This window comes from Micromonospora sp. NPDC049060 (genome assembly GCF_040649055.1).
GTDB classification, from domain to species: Bacteria; Actinomycetota; Actinomycetes; order Mycobacteriales; family Micromonosporaceae; genus Micromonospora; species Micromonospora reichwaldensis.
The window spans coordinates 1-19,381 of record NZ_JBEZEV010000049.1; the positions used below are offsets into that span (position 1 = coordinate 1).

The window sequence follows — 19,381 nt, forward strand, 5'->3', positions numbered from 1 at the left end:
CGCATGTCGAGATCAAGGAGGGCGCCGAGCTGCTGGCGCACCTGGACGACTACCTGCGGCACGCCCCGGCGAGCCCCGGTCGGCCCGGCCCAGCGCACCACCGTGCCGTCGGCGTATGTGCGCAGCACCTCGAAGGTGAGCCGGTCGGTCTGCGGCAACGGCCCCATGGACAGGGTGAGCCGGGCCGGGCCGGGAGCCGTGCCGGGCATCCGGACCCAGGTCACCGCGCTGGTCACCTCGTCGACCCGGGACGAGTGGATGCCGGCGACCGGCTGGTCGAGCCTGCGGGAGGTGATCCGGGGCGCCCAGCCGGGCACCGACATCGGATAGACCTCGGCGATCGGGGCGTCGGCCGGCAGCCGGATCTCGATCCGCTCGGCGCGGGCGCCCGGCAGTTCGTCGGGCACCACGAACTCCAGTTTCACCGCACCGCCCTGTCGCGCCTGCGTCGGGCTGGTCGTCACGTCGGCCGCGTACGCCGGGGCGGGCCAGGTCAGCACCCCGGCCGCCGCCAGGACGGCCACCGTCGCGCCCCGGCGCCGGGGCCGGGGCCCGGGCCGCACACCGTGCATCGTCGCCATCGTCGGTCCCATCCGTCTCCACGGGCCGGCACGGTTCCGGCCACGTCCGGTAGTTCGGATGCGGGGACGCAAAGGTTCAACGCAGGGCTCAGGACGCCGGCCGGGCCCGGCGCGCTCGGCCCGTCCCGGGGTGCCGGCGGGGCGGCGCCCGTCCCACGGCCCCCGGGGGCGGTGGCGTCGGCGACCGTGCCGGCGGGGGCGACCGATAGCATCGCAGGAGCCGAACGTTCGGCGTCATCCGTGCCGTCTGCTGGAGGAGTCACCGTGTCCGCACCCCGTACCCCCGCCGTGGCCGACCCCGTCGTCGTCGCCGCCGGGACCACGGCGGCCGACGCGGTGGCCGCGGCCGGTCTGCCCGCGTCCGGCCCGAAGGCGATCGTGGTGGTCCGCGACCCGCAGGGCCAGCTGCGCGACCTGGACTGGGCCCCGCAGGCCGACACCGAGGTCGAGCCGGTCAGCCTCGACTCGCCGGACGGGCTCAACGTGCTGCGGCACTCCTGCGCGCACGTGCTCGCCCAGGCCGTGCAGGACGTCTTCCCGGAGGCCAAGCTCGGCATCGGCCCGCCCATCGAGAACGGCTTCTACTACGACTTCGCCGTCGACAAGCCGTTCCAGCCGGACGACCTCGGCAAGCTCGAAAAGCGGATGCAGGAGATCGTCAAGTCCGGCCAGCGGTTCCGCCGCCGGCGCTTCGGCAGTCTCGACGAGGCGAAGGCCGAGCTGGCCGCCGAGCCGTTCAAGCTGGAGCTCATCGACGTCAAGGGCGAGGGGCTGGACACCTCCGAGGTGATGGAGGTGGGCGGCGGCGAGCTGACCATCTACGACAACCTCGCCGCCAAAGAGGACAAGGTCTGCTGGTCGGACCTGTGCCGGGGCCCGCACCTGCCGAACACCCGGCTGATCGGCGCGTTCAAGCTGATGCGCTCGGCCGCCGCGTACTGGCGCGGGTCGGAGAAGAACCCGCAGCTCCAGCGGATCTACGGCACCGCCTGGCCGACCCGGGACGAGCTGAAGGCGTACCTGAAGCTGCTGGAGGAGGCCGCGCGGCGCGACCACCGCAAGCTCGGCGTGGACCTGGACCTGTTCAGCTTCCCCGACGAGCTGGGTTCGGGCCTGGCGGTGTTCCACCCCAAGGGCGGCATCATCCGCCGGGAGATGGAGAACTACTCGCGCATCAAGCACGAGCAGGCCGGCTACGCCTTCGTCAACACCCCGCACATCACCAAGGGCCACCTGTACGAGGTCTCCGGGCACCTGGACTGGTATGCCGACGGCATGTTCCCGCCCATGGAGGTCGAGGGCGCGAGCTACTACCTCAAGCCGATGAACTGCCCGATGCACGACCTGATCTTCCGGTCCCGGGGGCGGTCCTACCGCGAGCTGCCGCTGCGGATGTTCGAGTTCGGCACGGTCTACCGCTATGAGAAGTCGGGCGTGGTGCACGGCCTGACCCGGGTACGCGGCATGACCCAGGACGACGCGCACATCTTCTGCACCGAGGAGCAGATGGCGGGCGAGCTGAAGTCGCTGCTCGTCTTCGTGCTCGAACTGCTGCGTGACTACGGCCTGGACGACTTCTACCTGGAGCTGTCCACCCGCAACCCGGAGAAGTCGGTCGGCACCGACGAGAACTGGGAGCGGGCCACCGAGGCCCTGCGCTCCGCCGCCGAGGAGTCCGGGCTGGACCTGGTGCCCGACCCGGGTGGCGCGGCCTTCTACGGCCCGAAGATCTCGGTGCAGGCCAAGGACGCCATCGGCCGGACCTGGCAGATGTCCACCATCCAGGTCGACTTCAACCTGCCGGAGCGCTTCGGGCTGGAGTACCAGGCCGCCGACGGCACCCGGCAGCGGCCGGTGATGATCCACCGGGCGCTCTTCGGCTCGATCGAGCGCTTCTTCGGGGTGCTCACCGAGCACTACGCGGGCGCGTTCCCGGCGTGGCTGGCCCCGGTGCAGGTGGTCGGCATCCCGATCCGCGAGGACCACACCGACTACCTGCACGGCTTCGTCGCCGCGCTGCGCGCCGAGGGCGTCCGCGCCCAGGTCGACGCGGGCGACGACCGGATGCAGAAGAAGATCCGCACCGCCCAGCAGCAGAAGGTCCCGTTCATGGTGATCGCCGGCGACGACGACGTGGCCGCCGGCACCGTCTCGTTCCGCTACCGGGACGGCTCGCAGCGCAACGGGGTGCCGGTCGCCGACGCCGTGGCCCACGTGCTCGACGTGGTCGGCTCCCGGACCAACGTCGGCCCCTCCGCCGCCTGACCCGCGACGCACCGAAGGCCCCCCGCACCGCGGGGGGCCTTCGTCATGGGGTCGTCAGGTGTCAGATCCCGCAGCTCGGCGCGGACCAGCCGCCGACCGCCCCGACGTGGGTGTGGTCGTTGTGACCCGGGTAGCCGGGGCCGAGGATCTGGCCGAAGCCGTGGTAGCGGGCCTGCTGGGCGAGCCGGCAGAACGAGGGCGACCCGACCAGGTCGACGCCGTCGCCGTAGAGGTGCCGGCTGTTCGAGGCGCCGCCGACCGCGCTGTTGCACGAGTAGCTGCGGAAGCCGCTGCTGATATTGATCGACACGCTGCCGAGGGCCTTGCGCATGGCCTGGAGCTTCCACATCGACACCAGCGCGTTGAACCGGGCGGTGCTCGCGGAGACCGCGCCGCCGGACCAGGTGCTGTTGCACCGGTTCAGCTCGGCGTAGCTGAAGTTGACCGGGGTGCAGTCGTCGTCCTGGAGCGCGTAGAGCTGGTTCTGGGTCGCCGGCCCCGCGATGCCGTCCGCGGCCAGGCCGTACGCCTGCTGGAAGCGGATCACGGCGGACCGGGTGGCCGGGCCGAACGAGCCGTCGAGGGAGAGCTGGGCGTTGTAGCCGGGGTAGCCGGCGAGCCGGATCTGCAGCTGCCGGACATCCTCGCCGGTGGCGCCCTGGGCGAGGACGCGTCCCCATGTGTAGCAGCCGTCCGCCTGCGCGGGGCTGCTGGTCGCCACCACGCCCACGAGGGCGGTGGAGGCGGCGAGTGCGCAAGCGGCGAGCGCCCGGCCAAAGCGGCGGAATGCGGTTCTCACGATGGGCTCCCATCGACAATGGATGATGTCTGTGGATGGATTCTTCATTCACGTTCATCAGTTCGTCAAGAACTTTCACCCCCTATCCGTCCCCCTGAACGCGATCCGGGCCCCAGGGGGGGCGTCGGGGGTGGGCGCGGACCGGCGTACGGCGTCCGGAGCGACCGTCGCCGGGAACGTAGGATCGGTGGCGTGACTGGGGTGGAACGGCACATGGACAGCGGCATGGCCGACGGCCTGGAGCGGCTCTGGACTCCGCACCGGATGACCTACATCTCCGGGGAGGACCGGCCCGAGGGCGGCTACGAGCGGCCCGCCGGCTGCCCGTTCTGCCGAGCCCCGGGGCTGGCGCCCGAGGAGAGCCTGGTGGTGGCCCGGGGCGAGCACGTGTTCGCGGTGCTCAACCTCTATCCCTACAACCCCGGGCACCTGCTGGTCTGCCCCTACCGGCACGTGGCCGACTACACCGAGCTGGACCTGGCCGAGACCACCGAGCTGGCGGCGTTCACCCAGACCGCCATGCGGGTGGTACGCAAGGTGAGCAACGCGCACGGGTTCAACCTGGGCATGAACCAGGGCGGCGTGGCCGGCGCGGGCATCGCCGCGCACCTGCACCAGCACGTGGTGCCCCGCTGGGGCGGCGACGCCAACTTCATGCCCGTGATCGGGCAGACGAAGGTCCTGCCGCAACTGCTCACCGACACCCGCGACCTGTTCACCCGGGCCTGGCCGACCTAGACCGACCCTCGCCCTTCCCGGCGGTCCGTGACGGTGTGCGGCTCCGCCTGCGGGCCCCTCCCCGCCCGCCGGCCCCGCTCCCGCACCGATCGACACCCCCCGCGTCCGGGCCGGTCGGCGGCTGCGGGCGGTGGTGTCGTCCGTGGACTTCCTGTCCCAGGTCGGGCGCGAGGTGGCACGATCTGGCGATGGCAGTGACGACGCGGACGTTGGGCCGCAGCGGCATCGAGGTCAGCGCCCTCGGCATGGGGTGCTGGGCGATCGGCGGCCCCTGGGCCGAGGGCAGCCAGCCGCTGGGCTGGGGCGCCGTCGACGACGACGAGTCGGTCCGCGCGATCCGGCACGCGCTCGACCTCGGCGTGACGCTCTTCGACACCGCCGACACCTACGGGGCCGGGCACGGCGAGCGGGTGCTCGGCCGGGCCCTCGCCGGCCGGCGCGACGAGGCCGTGATCGCCACCAAGTGGGGCTGGACCTTCGACGAGGCCACCCGCCAGGCCACCGGCGAGGACCCCTCCCCGGCGTACCTGCGGCGGGCCGTCGCGCACTCGCTGCGCCGGTTGGGCACCGACCGGATCGACCTCTACCAGCTGCACCTGGCGGACCTGCCGGTGCCGCGGGCCGAGGCCCTCGTCGGCACCCTGGAGGACCTGGTCGCCGAAGGGCTGATCCGGGCGTACGGCTGGAGCACCGACCGCCCCGACCGAGCCGCCGCGTTCGGGCGGGACGCCCGGCACGCCACCGCCGTGCAGCACACGCTGTCGGTGCTCCGGGACGCCCCCGAACTGCTCGCCGTCTGCGACAAGTACGACCTCGCCAGCGTCAACCGGGGACCGCTGGGCATGGGCCTGCTCTCCGGCAAGTACACGGCCGGCTCCACGCTGCCCCGCGACGACGTGCGGGGGGTCGCCCCCGGTTGGCTGGAGTGGTTCCGGGGCGGCCGGCCGGCGCCGGAGTGGCTGCGCCGCGTCACCGCCGTGCGGGCGGCGTTGACCGCTGACGGGCGTACCCTCGCGCAGGGCGCGCTCGGGTGGCTCTGGGCGCGCAGCGACCGCACCGTCCCGATTCCCGGCTGCCGCACCGTGGCCCAGGTGGAGGAGAACGCCGGGGCCCTGCGCCGGGGTCCGCTGCCGGCCGACCAGTTCGCCGAGGTGGAGCGCCAGTTGGCCGCGCTGCGCTCGGCCGCCCTCCGCGACGCCGACCGCCCCCACCGGCCGAGCCCGCTGCCTCCCACCGCCCGCCCCTGACCCGGCCGGGGACCGGTTGCCCGCCGGTGCTCAGGGGTGGGTGGGGTGTTCCTTGCGGAGCTGGTCGGCCAGGTGGGCGGGCATCGGGTCGTAGCGGACGAAGTGGCGGCGGAACGTGCCGGTGCCCGACGTCATGGAGCGCAGCTCGACCGCGTAGCGGAGCAGCTCCGTGGCCGGTACCTCGGCCCGGACCACGGTGCGTCCCTCGGCCTCGGGGTCGGCCTCGGTGCCGAGCACCCGGCCGCGCCGGCCGGACAGGTCGCCCATCACCGCGCCCACCGAGGAGTCGGGCACCCGGACCGCCACCTCGTCGATCGGCTCCAGCAGCGCCGGCTGCCCCTTCCCGGCGGCGTCGCGCAGGGCGAGGGCGCCAGCGGTCTGGAAGGCCGCGTCGGAGGAGTCGACGCTGTGCGCCTTGCCGTCGACGAGGGTCACCCGCAGGTCCACCACCGGGTGGCCGGCGACCAGGCCGCGTTCCATCTGGGCGCGTACGCCCCTCTCGACGGAGGGGACGTAGTTGTGCGGCACCGCCCCGCCGACCACCCGGTCGACGAACTCGAATCCGGCGCCGGGCGGCAGCGGCTCGACCTCGATGTCGCAGACGGCGTACTGGCCGTGGCCCCCGGACTGCTTGACGTGCCGGCCGTGCCCCGACGCCCCGACGGTCAGCGTCTCGCGCAGCGCGACCCGGACGGGCTCGGTGTCCAGCTCCACCCCGCCGGCGCGCAGGCGCTCCAGCACCACGTCGGCGTGCGCCTCACCCATGCACCAGAGCACCAGCTGGTGGGTCTCCGGGTTGCGCTCCAGCCGCATGGTGGGGTCGCCGGCGACCAGGCGGGCCAGGTTGCGCGCGAGGGCGTCCTCGTCGGCGCGGCTGCGGGCCACGACGGCCACCGGCAGCAGCGGCTCGGGCATCTCCCAGGGGGCGATCAGCAGCGGGTCGTCCTTGGCGGAGACGGTGTCGCCGGTCTCCGCGCTGCCCGACTTGGTGATCGCGCAGATGTCGCCGGCCACGCAGACGCCCACCTCGCGCAGGCTCGCGCCCAGCGGCGTGTAGATGTGGCCGACCCGCTCGTCGGCGTCGTGGTCGGGGTGGCCGCGCTCGGCCATGCCGTGCCCGGAGACGTGCACGGTCTGCTCGGGGCGCAGGGTGCCGGAGAAGACCCGGACCAGGGAGACCCGGCCGACGTGCCGGTCCACGGTCGTCTTGACCACCTCGGCGACCAGCGGGCCGTCCGGGTCGCAGGTCAGCGGCGGCCGGGGGGAGCCGTCCACCCCGGCGACCGCCGGCAGCTCGTGCTCCAGCGGCGAGGGGAAGCCAGCGGTGAGCACCTCCAGCAGCGCGTCCAGCCCCACGCCGGTCTCGGCACAGACCGGCACCACCGGGTAGAAGTGACCGCGGGCGACCGCCTTCTCCAGGTCGTCGACGAGCACGTCGGTGCCGATCTCCTCCCCGTCGAGGTAGCGGTCCATCAGGGACTCGTCCTCGCTCTCGGCGATGATCCCCTCGATCAGCTCGTTGCGGGACTCGACGATGGCGGGCAGGTGCTCCGGGTCCGGCTCGCGTACCTCGGCCGGCAGGCCGGCGGTGTAGTCGAAGACCCGGCGGGTGATCAGGCCGAGCAGGCCGACGGTGGAGATCCCGTCGTCGCCGAGCATCGGCAGGTAGAGCGGGAGCACGTTGTCGCCGAAGACCCGCTGGCACAGCGCCACGGCCTCGTCGAAGTCGGCGCGCGGGTGGTCCAGCCGGGCCACGGCGACCGCCCGGGGCATGTCGACCGCCGCGCACTCCTCCCAGAGGGCGGCGGTGGCGGCGTCCATTCCGTCGACGGCGGAGACCACGAACAGTGCCGCGTCGGCGGCCCGCAGGCCCGCCCGCAGCTCGCCCACGAAGTCGGCGTAGCCGGGGGTGTCGAGCAGGTTGACCTTGACCCCGTCGTGCAGCAGCGGGGCGCAGGCCAGGCTCACCGAGCGCTGCTGGCGTACGGCGGCCGGGTCGTGGTCGCAGACGGTGGTGCCGTCGGCGACGTTGCCGGCCCGGCCGATCGTGCCGCTCGCCGCGAGCAGCGCCTCGACCAGGGTCGTCTTGCCCGCCCCGGAGTGCCCGACGAGCACCACGTTACGGATCCTGCCGGGCTCGGTCACCACCGGCGCGCCGCCGGCGGCCCCCTTCTCCTGACTCTTCTGCGCCATGGGGCGCACCTCCCTCAGCCGTGGTTGGTGGCGACCGCCGCGCGCGACGGGGAAGCGGCCCGGTCGGGTTCCGCGGCGACATCCTCCGGTGTGGTGCCGGTTTGCGGGTAATCAACGGGCGGGTGGGTGAGCTGGCTCACTTCCCTGCCCCGATCTCACACCCGATCCGGGGCCGGCACAAGGCTCCGTCCCGCGGGTCGCCTGACCGGCCGTACCGCTGCTGCTACGCGGACCGTTATCGTGGGACCGCCATGGCGAAGATCTTCCAAGTGTCGGCCCGCGCGGGGATGACCCGTGTCGTCGAGCCGGTCGCACGCCGCCTGCTCCGAGCGGGCGTAACTCCCAACGCGGTCACCGTGGCGGGCACCCTCGGGGTGCTCGTCGGCGCGCTCGGCTTCGGTGCCCGCGGTCATCTGGTCGCCGGGGCCCTGATAGTCACCTTCTTCGCGCTCACCGACCTGCTCGACGGGACGATGGCCCGGATGAGCGGGGGATCGACGAAGTTCGGGGCGTTCCTCGATTCGAGCATGGACCGGGTCGCCGACAGCGCCGTCTTCGGCGCGGTGGCGTACTGGCTGGCCACCCAGCACCAGTACTCGGGCGTCGCCGCCGCGCTGCTCTGCCTGGCCGCCGGCGGGCTGGTCTCCTACGTCAAGGCCCGCGCCGAGGGGCTCGGCATGACCTGCAACGTGGGCATCGCCGAGCGCACCGAGCGGCTGCTCATCGTCGGCGTCGGCGGTCTGCTCACCGGCGTCGGCGTCAAGCCCGCACTGGAGATCGCGCTCTGGCTGCTCGCCGCCGTGTCGATCTTCACCGTGGGCCAGCGCATGGCGCACGTCTACCGCCAGGCCCAGCGGGTGCACACCCCGGGCGGGCAGGGGTGAGCGCGACACCCGCCGGTCGGCCGGGGCCGGGGGGCCGGCGCCGGTGAACCTCACCGAGCTCGGCTACGTCGCCGGGTGGCGCGTGATCCGCGCGCTGCCCCGGTCGGTCGCGGCGGCGGCGTTCCGGGCGGGCGCCGACCGCGCCCACCGTCGCGGCGGCGGGGGTACGGCCCGACTGCGCGCGAACCTGCGCCGGGTGGTCGGCCCCGACCTGCCGGAGGCCGAGCTCGACGAGCTGGTCCGTCGTGGCCTGCGCTCGTACGCCCGGTACTGGCTGGAGGCGTTCCGGCTGCCCGCGCTCAGCCGGGCGGAGATCCTGGCCGGTTTCCGGCTCGACGGCGAGGAGAAGCTCGCCGCCGACGTGGCGGCCGGGCGGGGCGCGGTGGTGGCGCTGCCGCACGCCGGCAACTGGGACGCGGCCGGCGCCTGGGTCGCGGCGACCGGCTGGCCGATCACCACGGTCGCCGAGCGGCTCAAGCCCGAGGGCGTCTACCAGCGCTTCCTCGCCTTCCGCCGCAGCCTGGGCATGGAGATCCTGCCCACCCACGGCGGCGAGCGGAACGCCTTCGACGTGCTGGTCGACCGGGTCCGGGCCGGCACGGTGGTGCCCCTGCTGGCCGACCGGGACCTCTCCGCGCGGGGCGTGGAGGTCGAGTTCTTCGGCCACCGCACCCGGATGCCCCCGGGCCCGGCCCTGCTCGCGCTGCGCACCGGAGCGCCCCTCTACGTCGCCTCGATGTGGTACGAGGCGGACGCGGCGTGCGCCTCGATCGAGGGACCGCTGCCGCTGCCCGGCCCCGAGGAGGGCCCGCTCGACCAGCGGGTCCGGTCGCTGACCCAGCGGATCGCCGACGGTCTGGCGGCGGGCATCGCCCGGCATCCGGAAGACTGGCACATGTTGCAGCGGATGTGGCTGGACCAGCATGGCAGGGGCGGCGACGCGACCCTGCCCTCCCCGGCCGCCGGACAGGCGTAAGGGAGGCGTTTGCACGTGCGCATCGGCATCGTGTGCCCGTACTCCTTCGACGTGCCCGGTGGGGTGCAGAACCACGTCATGGACCTCGCCGAGGCGCTGATCGGGCTCGGGCACGAGGTGAGCGTGCTCGCCCCGGCCGACGAGGACTCCCCGCTGCCGCCGTACGTGGTGCCGGCGGGACGGGCCCTGCCCCTGCCGTACAACGGCTCGGTGGCCCGCATCGCCTTCGGCCCGGTCTCCACCGCGCGGGTGCGGCGGTGGATCATCCGGGGCGAGTTCGACGTGCTGCACGTGCACGAGCCGCTGACCCTGAGCCTGTCGCTGCTGGCCGTGCTCTCCGCCCGCGGCCCGGTGGTGGCGACCTTCCACACCGCGATGACCAGGTCGCGGGCGCTGGCCGCCGCGCAGGGCGTGCTCCAGATCGTGCTGGAACGGATCACCGCCCGGATCGCGGTGAGCGCCCTGGCGCGCAAGGTGCAGGTCGAGCACATGGACGGCGGGGCCGTGGAGATCCCCAACGGGGTGGCCGTCGCGAAGTTCAGCCACGCGCAGCCCCTGCCGGGCTGGCCGGGGGAGTGCCCGCCGGGCCGCGACGGGGCGATCGGGTTCCTCGGCCGGTTCACCGAGGCCCGCAAGGGCTTCCCGATCCTGCGCGACGCCTTCGTCGAGCTGGCCCGGCAGCGTCCCGGCCTGCGGCTGCTGGTGGCCGGGCCCGGCGACGCCGACGACCTGTTCGGCCGGTTCCCTGCCGACCTGCGGGACCGGGTGACCTTCCTCGGGCTGGTCTCCGAGGAGGACAAGGCGCGGATGCTGCGCAGCGTGCACCTCTACGTGGCGCCGAACACCGGCGGCGAGTCCTTCGGCATGATCCTCACCGAGGCGCTCGCGGCAGGCACGACCGTCGTCGCCAGCGACCTCGACGCGTTCCGCCGGGTGCTCGACGGCGGCCGGGCCGGCCGGCTCTTCCCGACCGGCGACCCGGCCGCGCTGCGTACCGCCCTCGCCGACCTGCTCGACGATCCCGGCGCCCGGGCCGCGCTGACCGCCTGCGGCGACCAGGTGGTGGCCACCTTCGACTGGCCGGTGGTCGCCCGGCGGGTACTGGAGGTGTACGCGGCGGCGATCGAGGCCACCGACGGGCGGGTCATGGACACCGAATGGGTGGGGCTGGACTAGACGATGTCGCGCATGTGGTGGGTGGTGCTCGCGGCCCTGGTCGTCGGGCTGGTGGCGGCGTACCTCGTCTGGACCGCCGGGCGGGTCGGCCGGCTGCACGCGCGGGCGGAGCTGGCGGCCCGCGCCCTGGAGGCCCACCTGCTGCGCCGGGCGGCCGCCGCCGCGGTCCTGGCCGAGCGCCGCTACGGCGTCGAGCTGTACGCGGCGGCGCGGATCGCACTGGACGCCGAGCCCGACGAGCGGGAGGCCGCCGAGAACGACCTCACCCGCCAGTTGCGGGCGGTGGAGCTGGACCCGGCGGATCCGGGCTGCGAGGCGGTGATCGGCGCCAGCCGGCGGCTCGCCCTGGCCCGTCAGGTGCACACCGACCTGGTCCGCGACGCCCGCGCGGCGCGGGGCCGCCCGCTGGTGCGCCTGTTGCGGATGGGGCGCCGACGCCCCTGGCCGACCTACTTCGACATCGACGACCCCACCCTCACCGTCCCGGCTGACGTCCCCGCCACCTGACCCCGGCGCGCGTCCCCGCACGGGAGCATCGCGGGCGGGGAGGGGACGGACTTCGCATCCGGGAGCAGCGGGACAGGCGGGGAGAAACCACGCGGGGCCGGTGATGGCTGCCACAGTGCAGGCCACCGTGGGTCTGATTGGCTGTCGGATCGGCGTTGGAGCCGTCGTAGCATTTCCGCAGCCACCCCCCGAGCACGTTCGAGGAGCGATGACCCGTGCCCGAAACCACTGCCCAGCACGCTAGCGCCAGCCCCGTCACCGGCACCGCCCGCGTCAAGCGCGGCATGGCCGAGATGCTCAAGGGTGGCGTGATCATGGACGTGGTCAACGCCGAGCAGGCCAAGATCGCCGAGGACGCCGGCGCCGTCGCGGTGATGGCGCTCGAGCGGGTGCCCGCCGACATCCGCGCCCAGGGCGGGGTGTCCCGGATGAGCGACCCCGACATGATCGACGGCATCATCAACGCCGTCTCCATCCCGGTCATGGCCAAGGCCCGGATCGGTCACTTCGTGGAGGCCCAGATCCTCCAGTCGCTCGGCGTCGACTACGTCGACGAGTCCGAGGTGCTGACCCCGGCCGACTTCGCGAACCACATCGACAAGTGGGCCTTCACCGTCCCCTTCGTCTGCGGGGCGACCAACCTCGGCGAGGCCCTGCGCCGGATCACCGAGGGCGCGGCCATGATCCGCTCCAAGGGTGAGGCCGGCACCGGTGACGTCTCCAACGCCACGACCCACATGCGCAAGATCCGCCAGGAGATCCGCCGGCTGAGCTCGCTGCCGACCGACGAGCTGTTCGTGGCCGCCAAGGAGCTCCAGGCGCCGTACGAGCTGGTCAAGGAGGTCGCCGAGAGCGGCAAGCTGCCGGTGGTGCTCTTCACCGCAGGTGGGATCGCCACCCCGGCCGACGCCGCGATGATGATGCAGCTCGGCGCCGAGGGCGTCTTCGTCGGCTCCGGCATCTTCAAGTCCGGCAACCCCGCGCAGCGCGCCGCCGCGATCGTCAAGGCCACCACCTTCCACGACGACCCGGACGTGCTGGCCAAGGTCTCCCGGGGCCTGGGCGAGGCGATGGTCGGCATCAACGTCGACGAGATCCCGCAGCCGCACCGCCTGGCCGAGCGCGGCTGGTGAGCTGTCAGGAAGGGCACCTTCCTGTCGCCTGGTGCACAGGAAGGTGCCCTTCCTGACACAGCAACAAGCCGGCACGTTCGTTACGAGAGGAACGGCAGATGAGCGACGCACCCGTGATCGGCGTGCTCGCCCTTCAGGGGGACGTCCGCGAGCACGTCGCCGCGCTGGCCGAGGCCGGTGCGGACGCCCGCCCGGTACGCCGCCCGCAGGAGCTGGACGCGGTGGACGGGCTGGTCATCCCCGGCGGTGAGTCGACCACGATCAGCAAGCTCGCCGACATCTTCGAGATGCGCGAGCCGATCGACAAGCGCATCGCCGACGGCATGCCGGTCTACGGCTCCTGCGCCGGCATGATCATGCTGGCCACCGAGGTCCTCGACGGCCGGCCCGACCAGCGCGGCTTCGCCGGCATCGAGATGACCGTACGGCGCAACGCGTTCGGCCGGCAGGTCGACTCGTTCGAGGCGCCGGTGGGGGTCACCGGGGTCGAGGGCGGCCCGTTCCACGCGGTGTTCATCCGGGCGCCGTGGGTCGAGCGGGTCGGCGAGGGCGTCGAGGTGCTCGGCACGGTGACCGAGGGCCCGGCCGCCGGGCGGGTCGTGGCGGTGCGGCAGGGCAACCTGCTGGCCACCTCGTTCCATCCCGAGCTGACCGGCGACGCGCGGGTGCACGCGTACTTCGTGGCGATGGTCCGGGCGTCCCGCTGAGTGACGGCGACGGGTCCCTCCGCCGCTACCGGCCCGGCTTGGAGGGCCGGTGCGAACAGCGGTCCACCTCCGGGTTCAGGGTGCTGGGCTCGTACGGCTTCGGGGCCTGACCGCAGCCGCGTTTTCGTCCCGTCCGTCCCGTTACGGGCGGCCGGGGCAGGGCGGCGGCGCGCGGCGCGGTGACAGCGACCCGCCGGGCGTCGGTAGGATTGCCGAGATTCGGCGGGGCCAGCTGCCCGTCCACGGCTTTCCCGCAGGGCTGCCCGGCACCACCGCGTGCGCCGGCGGGAGCGGGGGCGTGCGCGGTCGGTCGATGCAGACGGCGGGTAGCAACGGAGGTAGCAGATGTCCGGCCACTCAAAGTGGGCGACGACCAAGCACAAGAAGGCGGTCATCGACGCCAAGCGCGGCAAGATGTTCGCCAAGCTGATCAAGAACGTCGAGGTCGCCGCGCGCACCGGCGGCGGTGACCCGGCCGGCAACCCGACGCTCTACGACGCCATCCAGAAGGCGAAGAAGAACTCGGTCCCCAACGACAACATCGACCGCGCCGTCAAGCGCGGCTCGGGCCTGGAGGCCGGCGGCGCCGACTGGCAGACCATCATGTACGAGGGCTACGGCCCCAACGGCGTGGCGATGCTGATCGAGTGCCTCACCGACAACCGCAACCGTGCGGCCACCGAGGTGCGCACCGCGCTGACCCGCAACGGCGGCTCGCTCGCCGACGCGGGCTCGGTGTCGTACATGTTCTCCCGCAAGGGCGTCGTGCTCGTACCCAAGGCCGGCACGACCGAGGACGACGTGATGATGGCGGTCCTCGACGCCGGCGCCGAGGAGGTCAACGACCTGGGCGAGGCGTTCGAGGTGGTCTCCGAGCCGACCGACCTGATCGCCGTCCGCACCGCGCTCCAGGACGCCGGCATCGAGTACGAGTCGGCCGAGTCGTCGCTGATCCCGAGCGTCAACGTCCCCCTCGACGAGGAGGGCGCCCGCAAGATCTTCAAGCTGATCGACGTGCTGGAGGACTGCGACGACGTGCAGAACGTCTACGCGAACTTCGACGTCAGCGACGAGGTGATGGAGGCCGTCGGCTGATCCCGACGTCCCCGGCGCACGGGCCGGCACCGCCGCGACCGCCGTCGACTCCCGGCACCGACCGGGAGCCGGCGGCGGGAGGCGGTGGCCCGCGCGTCGCCGCCGCGCGGGCGCGTTCCGTCCGACGTACGACCGATCTCGCCGGACTCGCGGGGTCCGTGGTCGGGGGTGCGCCGCCCCGCGCTGGCTAGGCTGCGGGGCGTGGACCACGCGGGCCGGGCGGAGCGAGACGATGGTGGGGCGGGCGACGGTGGCCGGTTCGCGCCGGGCGACGTCGTGGTCCGGCGCGAGATCCTGCGCGGCGAGGTGTGGTTCGGCTGCCCGACGATCTGCGTCGAGGACACGCCCGACCTGCTCGTGCTCTACCTGCCCCCGGGCGCGGAGTTCGGTTTCCCCGAGGCCGGCGGCTTCCCGTGCGGGCGGCACCCGTGGCAGGTCGCCGGGCACCGGGCGTGGAGCGGGCACGGCAAGCTGATGCTGCACCGCCCGGGTGAGGCGCACTCCGTGGACGTCTTCTGGACCGGCCCGCAGCGCGCCTTCGCCGGGTGGTACTTCAACCTCCAGGAGCCGGTGCGGCGTACCCCGATCGGGGTGGACACCCTCGACCACGAGCTGGACCTCTGGTGGGGTGCCGGCGCCGACCGCTACGTCTGGAAGGACGTGGAGATGTTCGCCCAGCGCCTGGAGGAGGGGCGCTACCCGGGGATGGCCGACGCGATCCGGGCCGAGGGCGACCGGATCGCCGCCCTGCTCGACGCGGGGGAGCGCTGGTGGGACGAGGACTGGTCGAGCTGGCGTCCGGACCCGGCCTGGCCCGTGCCGGCCCTGCCGTCCGGCTGGGACACGGTCCCACCGACCCGCTGATCGCCGCCGGCCGCACGTGCCGCGGATGGCGCCGGCGGGCTGGTGGCCCGCCGGCGCCGGCGCTCAGCCCAGCGTCTTCTCGCGCGACCGCCACGCCGTCCGCACCGAGGTGCGGCCGTTGGTGCGTAGCAGCGAGCCCTCGTACACCCGGGCCCCGGCGGCCACGAACGCGGCGGCCGCGACCAGCAGCAGGGCCAGGGACACCAGCGGCTCCCAGCCGGCCGCGTCCCCCGTGAACAGCCGCAACGGCATGGCCGTCGGTGCGGAGAACGGCACATAGGACAGCACCCGCATGGCCGTCGCGTTGTCGTTCAGGAAGATCACCGCGAAGAACGGCAGCATGACCGCGAGCTGCACCGGCGTCGACACCCCGGCGATGTCCTCCTGCCGGTTCACCAGTGCGCCGGCCGCCGCCCACATGGCCGCGACCAGCACGAAGCCGAGCAGGAAGAACGGCAGGAACCAGCCGATCGCCGGGGCCAGCAGCGAGAGCAGCCCGCCGCTGTCGCCGAACTGCACACCGACCAGGGCGACGAGGGCGACCAGGGCGATCTGCCCGAGCGCCAGCACCGTGCCGGCGATCATCTTGCCGGCCAGCAACGCCCGTACCGGTACCGCGGCGACCAGGATCTCCACGATCCTCGTCTGCTTCTCCTCGACGATGCTCTGCGCGATCTGCACGCCGAAGGTCTGCGAGGTGACGAAGAAGATGAACGCGAAGGCGAACGGCACCAGGAAGGCCACCACCGGGTCCACCGCGTCGGGGTCCAGCAGCCGGACCGCGGGCTGCGTGCTCAGCGCCGCCACCACGTCGTCGGGGGCCTCGTCCATGGCCAGGACCGCCGGCCCGGAGACCACCGCGGCGTCGACGTCGCCGTCGCGTACGGCCTGCTCGGCGGCGCGGTCGTCGGGGACCGTACGGACCTCCAGCCCCGCCTCGCGCAGCGGGCCGGCCGCCGACGCGGTCGCCGCCACGCTCGACGGGCCGCCGGAGAGCAGCGGCGGCAGGATGGTCGCGGCGGCGGCGATCAGCAGGAAGAACAGGGTGCTGAACAGGAAGGTGCGGTCGCGCAGCTTGACCCGGATCTCCCGGCCGGCGACCAGCCGGGTGGCCTGCATCGTGTTCACTGGGCGACCTCTCGGAAGATCTCGGTGAGGGAGGGGCTGACCGGGCGGAACGCGCGGACCGGGCCGCGTGCCAGCGCCGCGTGCAGCACCGGCTGCTCGTCCGCGCCGGGGGCGAGGTCGAACACGGCGCGCGCGCCGTCCAGGTCGACGAGGGTCACCCCCGGCTGGTCCCGCAGCCAGCCGGCGTCGGTCTCCACCACCAGCTCGTACCGGGGCACGGTGTACGTCGCGCGCAGCTCCTCCCGGCTGCCGGCGGCCCGGATCACGCCGCCCCCGATGATCACCAGGTCGTCGCAGAGCCGCTCGACGACGTCCAGCTGATGGCTGGAGAACAGCACCGGCGCGCCCGCGGCCGCCCGCTCCCGCAGGACCGCCACGACCGTGTCCACGGCCAACGGGTCGAGCCCGGAGAACGGCTCGTCGAGCACCAGCACCTCGGGGTCGTGCACCAGGGCGGCGGCGATCTGCGCGCGCTGCTGGTTGCCCAGCGACAGCGTCTCCAGCAGGTCGTCGCCGCGCTCGGCGAGCCCGACCCGCTCCAGCAGCGCGTCCGTGTTGCGTCGCGCCGCGGCGGCGGTCATCCCGTGCAGCCGGCCCAGGTAGGTCACCTGCTCCCGGACGCTCATCTTCGGGTAGAGGCCGCGTTCCTCCGGCATGTAGCCGAAGCGCTGGCGGGCCTGCCGGCTCAGCGGAGCGCCCTGCCAGGTGATCTCGCCGGCGTCCGGGGCGAGCACCCCGAGGATGATCCGCATGGTGGTGGTCTTGCCGGCGCCGTTGCCGCCCACGAAGCCGGTCATCCGGCCGGCGGCCACGTCGAAGGACACGTTCTGGAGCACCCGCCGGTCGCCGAAGCTGCGGTCGACGCCGTCGAGGCGGAGCACATTGGTCACGGCGTCCACGCTAGATCGCAGGCCGCGCCCCGCCGTCCGCCCCGAGATCGAGCACGCCGTCCCCCTCATGGCGGAGCCGGGTCAGCCGCCGGGACGCACCACCCCGTGCTCGTACGCGAAGACCACCGCCTGCACCCGGTCGCGCAGGCCCAGCTTGGCGAGCACCCGGCTGACGTGGGTCTTCACCGTCGCCTCGCCCAGGTGCAGCCCGGCGGCGATCTCGGCGTTGCTGGCGCCGCCGGCGACCAGGACCAGGACCTCCCGCTCGCGGGGGGTGAGGTCCCGCAGCGCCGCCTCGGGAGCCGTTCTCGGGCCGCCCGGCGGGCCGGGCTCGCCGGGACGGGCGAAGGTGGCGATCACCCGCCGGGTGAGTTCCGGGGCGAGCAGACCGTCGCCCCGGGCGAGCACCCGGATCGCCTCGATCAGGGCCTCCGGGGTGCCGTTCTTGAGCAGGAAGCCGCTGGCCCCGGCGCGCAGCGCGGCGAACAGGTAGTCGTCCCGGTCGAACGTGGTGAGGATCAGTACGGCCGGCCCGCCCGGCCCGTCCTCCCCGGCGGTGATCCGGCGGGTGGCCTCCAGCCCGTCGACCCCGGGCATCTCGACGTCCATCAGCACGACGTCCGGACGCAGCGCCCGGGCCATGGTGGCGGCGCGCTCCCCGTCGGCGGCCTCCCCGACGACCTCGATGTCGTCCTCCACCTCCAGGATGACCCGGAAGCCGGTACGGACCAGGTGCTGGTCGTCGGCGAGCAGCACCCGGACCGGACGGTCGGTCCCGGGCGCCTCCTGTCCGGCGCTCACGCGGGCCGCCCCACCGGCAGCGGCAGCGGGAACCGGGCCCGTACCCGCCAGCCGCCGCCGGCGCGCGGGCCGACCTCCAGCGCGCCGCCGTGGGTGGCGACCCGCTCGCGCATCCCGACCAGGCCGAGCCCGTCGGCGTTCGCCGGGCGGGTCGCCCGTCCGTCATCGGTCACGTCGACCTCCACCTCGTGTGCCAGGTAGCGGATGCGCACGTCGAGCGCGGTCGCGCCCTCGGCGTGCTTGAGCGTGTTCGTCACGGCCTCCTGGGCCACCCGGTACGCAGCCTGCGAGACCGACTCCGGCAGCGGCGTCGGGTCCCCGTACACGCCCATGGTGGCCCGCAGCCCGGCTTCGCGGGCGCGCTCGACCACGGCCGCGATCTGGTCGACTCCGGCCGGTCCCGGCTGCTCCGGGCGGTCCGGGCCGCCGTCGCGGGCGCGGAGCAGGCCGAGCATCCGGCGCAGCTCGTCGACGGCCGTGCGGGCGGTCTCCTCGATCGCGCTCAGCGCGGCGCGGGCCTTGACCGGGTCCTTGTCGAACACCCGGCGGGCGGCGGACGCCTGCACCCCCATCACCGACACGTGGTGGGCGACCACGTCGTGCAGCTCCCGGGCGATGCGGACCCGCTCGCCCACCACCGCGTGCTCGCGGATCTCGGCCTGCGAGCGGCGCAGCTCCTCGGCCCGTGCCTGCACCTCGTGCTGCCGCCGGGCGGCCAGCCACGCCGTCTCTCCGAAGAAGTACGCGAACCCGAAGTAGAGGCCGTTGACCAGCACCCCGTTCACCATGGCCGCGAGCAACGGGGGCACGGGCCCGACGGCGCGGGCGAATGCGTCCGGGGGAATGGTGGTGTAGGTGGTCGCGTAGTAGACCCCGAGCCACAGGAACATGGTGGCGATGACGCCGATCCGCAGCCGCCGGGACAGCCGCCGTTCCCGGCCCCACGCGCCCAGCGTGTAGAGGGCGGCGAACAGCGCCCACGAGGCGAGCTGCGTCTCCGGGGCGGAGCGGGCCTGCGCGGCGATGAACGCGATCGAGACCACCAGCGTGACGGCGGCGGGGAACCGGCGTCGCCAGATCAGCGGCAGGGTCACCGCGACGGTCCAGAAGATCTGTTCCGGGCCGGACGGCGGCGGGCCGAGCAGGAACGCTCCGGCGCTGCGGGCCAGGGTCAGGCTGAACAGCGCCAGGACGGTCGCGGCCAGTCCGATGTAGACGTCCAGCCGGCGCTGCTCCGGGGTGGGCCCCGGGCGCCGCCAGTCCTCGTCGGTGTCGCTGTTCATCCAGGTCAGGATCTCATCCCGCCGGGCGCCGCCGATCCGGCACCCGGTCGGGGCGGCCCGGCCCGTCGCGGGACCGGACGCGTCACGGCCCGGCACGCGTGGCGCGCCGGGCCG

Annotated in this window: 18 protein-coding genes; 11 read left to right on the forward strand and 7 right to left on the reverse strand. The window is 73.9% G+C overall.

The window, feature by feature from the left end; genetic code table 11:
* On the reverse strand, nt 1-581 hold a 581-nt coding region (locus AB0B83_RS18335), incomplete at its 3' end, for a DUF1775 domain-containing protein (RefSeq protein WP_357579191.1).
* Nucleotides 582-845: 264 nt separating this feature from the next.
* Between AB0B83_RS18335 and thrS the strand changes: the two genes are divergently transcribed.
* On the forward strand, nt 846-2,846 hold the full coding sequence (gene thrS, locus AB0B83_RS18340) for a threonine--tRNA ligase (RefSeq protein ID WP_357579192.1): 2,001 nt from the start codon (nt 846-848) through the stop codon (nt 2,844-2,846).
* Nucleotides 2,847-2,907: 61 nt separating this feature from the next.
* On the opposite strand, the gene AB0B83_RS18345 is transcribed toward thrS, so the two are convergent.
* Nucleotides 2,908-3,645: a D-Ala-D-Ala carboxypeptidase family metallohydrolase gene (locus AB0B83_RS18345; protein ID WP_357579193.1), complete on the reverse strand. Its 738-nt coding sequence runs from the start codon at nt 3,643-3,645 to the stop codon at nt 2,908-2,910.
* Nucleotides 3,646-3,870: 225 nt separating this feature from the next.
* On the opposite strand from AB0B83_RS18345, the gene AB0B83_RS18350 reads away from it, so the two are divergent.
* A complete protein-coding gene (locus AB0B83_RS18350; protein ID WP_199729380.1) occupies nt 3,871-4,383 on the forward strand; it encodes an HIT domain-containing protein in 513 nt (170 codons plus the stop codon).
* A 188-nt stretch (nt 4,384-4,571) separates the two neighbouring features.
* Nucleotides 4,572-5,630, forward strand: coding sequence for an aldo/keto reductase (locus tag AB0B83_RS18355; protein WP_357579194.1), 1,059 nt, complete (start codon nt 4,572-4,574; stop codon nt 5,628-5,630).
* A 30-nt stretch (nt 5,631-5,660) separates the two neighbouring features.
* Here the strand turns inward: AB0B83_RS18355 and AB0B83_RS18360 are convergent, their stop codons facing one another.
* The gene (locus AB0B83_RS18360; RefSeq protein ID WP_357579195.1) at nt 5,661-7,823 is read right to left on the reverse strand and encodes an elongation factor G-like protein EF-G2; all 2,163 of its coding nucleotides are present in this window, start codon (nt 7,821-7,823) and stop codon (nt 5,661-5,663) included.
* Nucleotides 7,824-8,074: 251 nt separating this feature from the next.
* On the opposite strand from AB0B83_RS18360, the gene pgsA reads away from it, so the two are divergent.
* From pgsA to AB0B83_RS18400, 8 genes are all read left to right on the forward strand, one after another.
* Nucleotides 8,075-8,707 carry a phosphatidylinositol phosphate synthase gene (gene pgsA / locus AB0B83_RS18365; RefSeq protein ID WP_327027678.1) on the forward strand — a complete coding sequence of 211 codons (633 nt, stop codon included), beginning with the start codon at nt 8,075-8,077 and terminating at the stop codon, nt 8,705-8,707.
* 43 nt (nt 8,708-8,750) lie between these two features.
* The gene (locus AB0B83_RS18370) at nt 8,751-9,683 is read left to right on the forward strand and encodes a phosphatidylinositol mannoside acyltransferase (RefSeq protein WP_357579196.1); all 933 of its coding nucleotides are present in this window, start codon (nt 8,751-8,753) and stop codon (nt 9,681-9,683) included.
* A 15-nt stretch (nt 9,684-9,698) separates the two neighbouring features.
* The gene (locus AB0B83_RS18375; RefSeq protein ID WP_311414472.1) at nt 9,699-10,859 is read left to right on the forward strand and encodes a glycosyltransferase family 4 protein; all 1,161 of its coding nucleotides are present in this window, start codon (nt 9,699-9,701) and stop codon (nt 10,857-10,859) included.
* Nucleotides 10,860-10,871: 12 nt separating this feature from the next.
* Nucleotides 10,872-11,366, forward strand: coding sequence for a hypothetical protein (locus AB0B83_RS18380; protein WP_192581594.1), 495 nt, complete (start codon nt 10,872-10,874; stop codon nt 11,364-11,366).
* A gap of 215 nt (nt 11,367-11,581) precedes the next feature.
* On the forward strand, nt 11,582-12,499 hold the full coding sequence (gene pdxS / locus AB0B83_RS18385; RefSeq protein ID WP_357579197.1) for a pyridoxal 5'-phosphate synthase lyase subunit PdxS: 918 nt from the start codon (nt 11,582-11,584) through the stop codon (nt 12,497-12,499).
* A gap of 98 nt (nt 12,500-12,597) precedes the next feature.
* Nucleotides 12,598-13,206 carry a pyridoxal 5'-phosphate synthase glutaminase subunit PdxT gene (gene pdxT, locus AB0B83_RS18390; protein WP_357579198.1) on the forward strand — a complete coding sequence of 203 codons (609 nt, stop codon included), beginning with the start codon at nt 12,598-12,600 and terminating at the stop codon, nt 13,204-13,206.
* A gap of 345 nt (nt 13,207-13,551) precedes the next feature.
* A complete protein-coding gene (locus AB0B83_RS18395; protein ID WP_101409175.1) occupies nt 13,552-14,301 on the forward strand; it encodes a YebC/PmpR family DNA-binding transcriptional regulator in 750 nt (249 codons plus the stop codon).
* A 201-nt stretch (nt 14,302-14,502) separates the two neighbouring features.
* Nucleotides 14,503-15,165 (forward strand): DUF402 domain-containing protein, encoded by a 663-nt coding sequence (locus AB0B83_RS18400; protein WP_357579199.1) that lies wholly within the window; start codon nt 14,503-14,505, stop codon nt 15,163-15,165.
* Nucleotides 15,166-15,228: 63 nt separating this feature from the next.
* Here AB0B83_RS18400 and AB0B83_RS18405 read toward each other — a convergent pair whose 3' ends face one another.
* The 4 genes from AB0B83_RS18405 to AB0B83_RS18420 form a co-directional block, all read right to left on the reverse strand.
* Nucleotides 15,229-16,293 (reverse strand): ABC transporter permease, encoded by a 1,065-nt coding sequence (locus AB0B83_RS18405; RefSeq protein WP_357579200.1) that lies wholly within the window; start codon nt 16,291-16,293, stop codon nt 15,229-15,231.
* On the reverse strand, nt 16,290-17,183 hold the full coding sequence (locus tag AB0B83_RS18410) for an ATP-binding cassette domain-containing protein (RefSeq protein WP_357579201.1): 894 nt from the start codon (nt 17,181-17,183) through the stop codon (nt 16,290-16,292). The genes AB0B83_RS18405 and AB0B83_RS18410 overlap by 4 nt, the downstream gene beginning before the upstream one ends.
* 81 nt (nt 17,184-17,264) lie before the next feature.
* Entirely contained in the window at nt 17,265-17,984 is a 720-nt protein-coding gene (locus AB0B83_RS18415; RefSeq protein ID WP_357579202.1) for a response regulator transcription factor, read from the reverse strand.
* Nucleotides 17,981-19,267, reverse strand: coding sequence for a sensor histidine kinase (locus AB0B83_RS18420; RefSeq protein WP_357579203.1), 1,287 nt, complete (start codon nt 19,265-19,267; stop codon nt 17,981-17,983). The genes AB0B83_RS18415 and AB0B83_RS18420 overlap by 4 nt, the downstream gene beginning before the upstream one ends.
* Nucleotides 19,268-19,381: the final 114 nt, after the last annotated feature.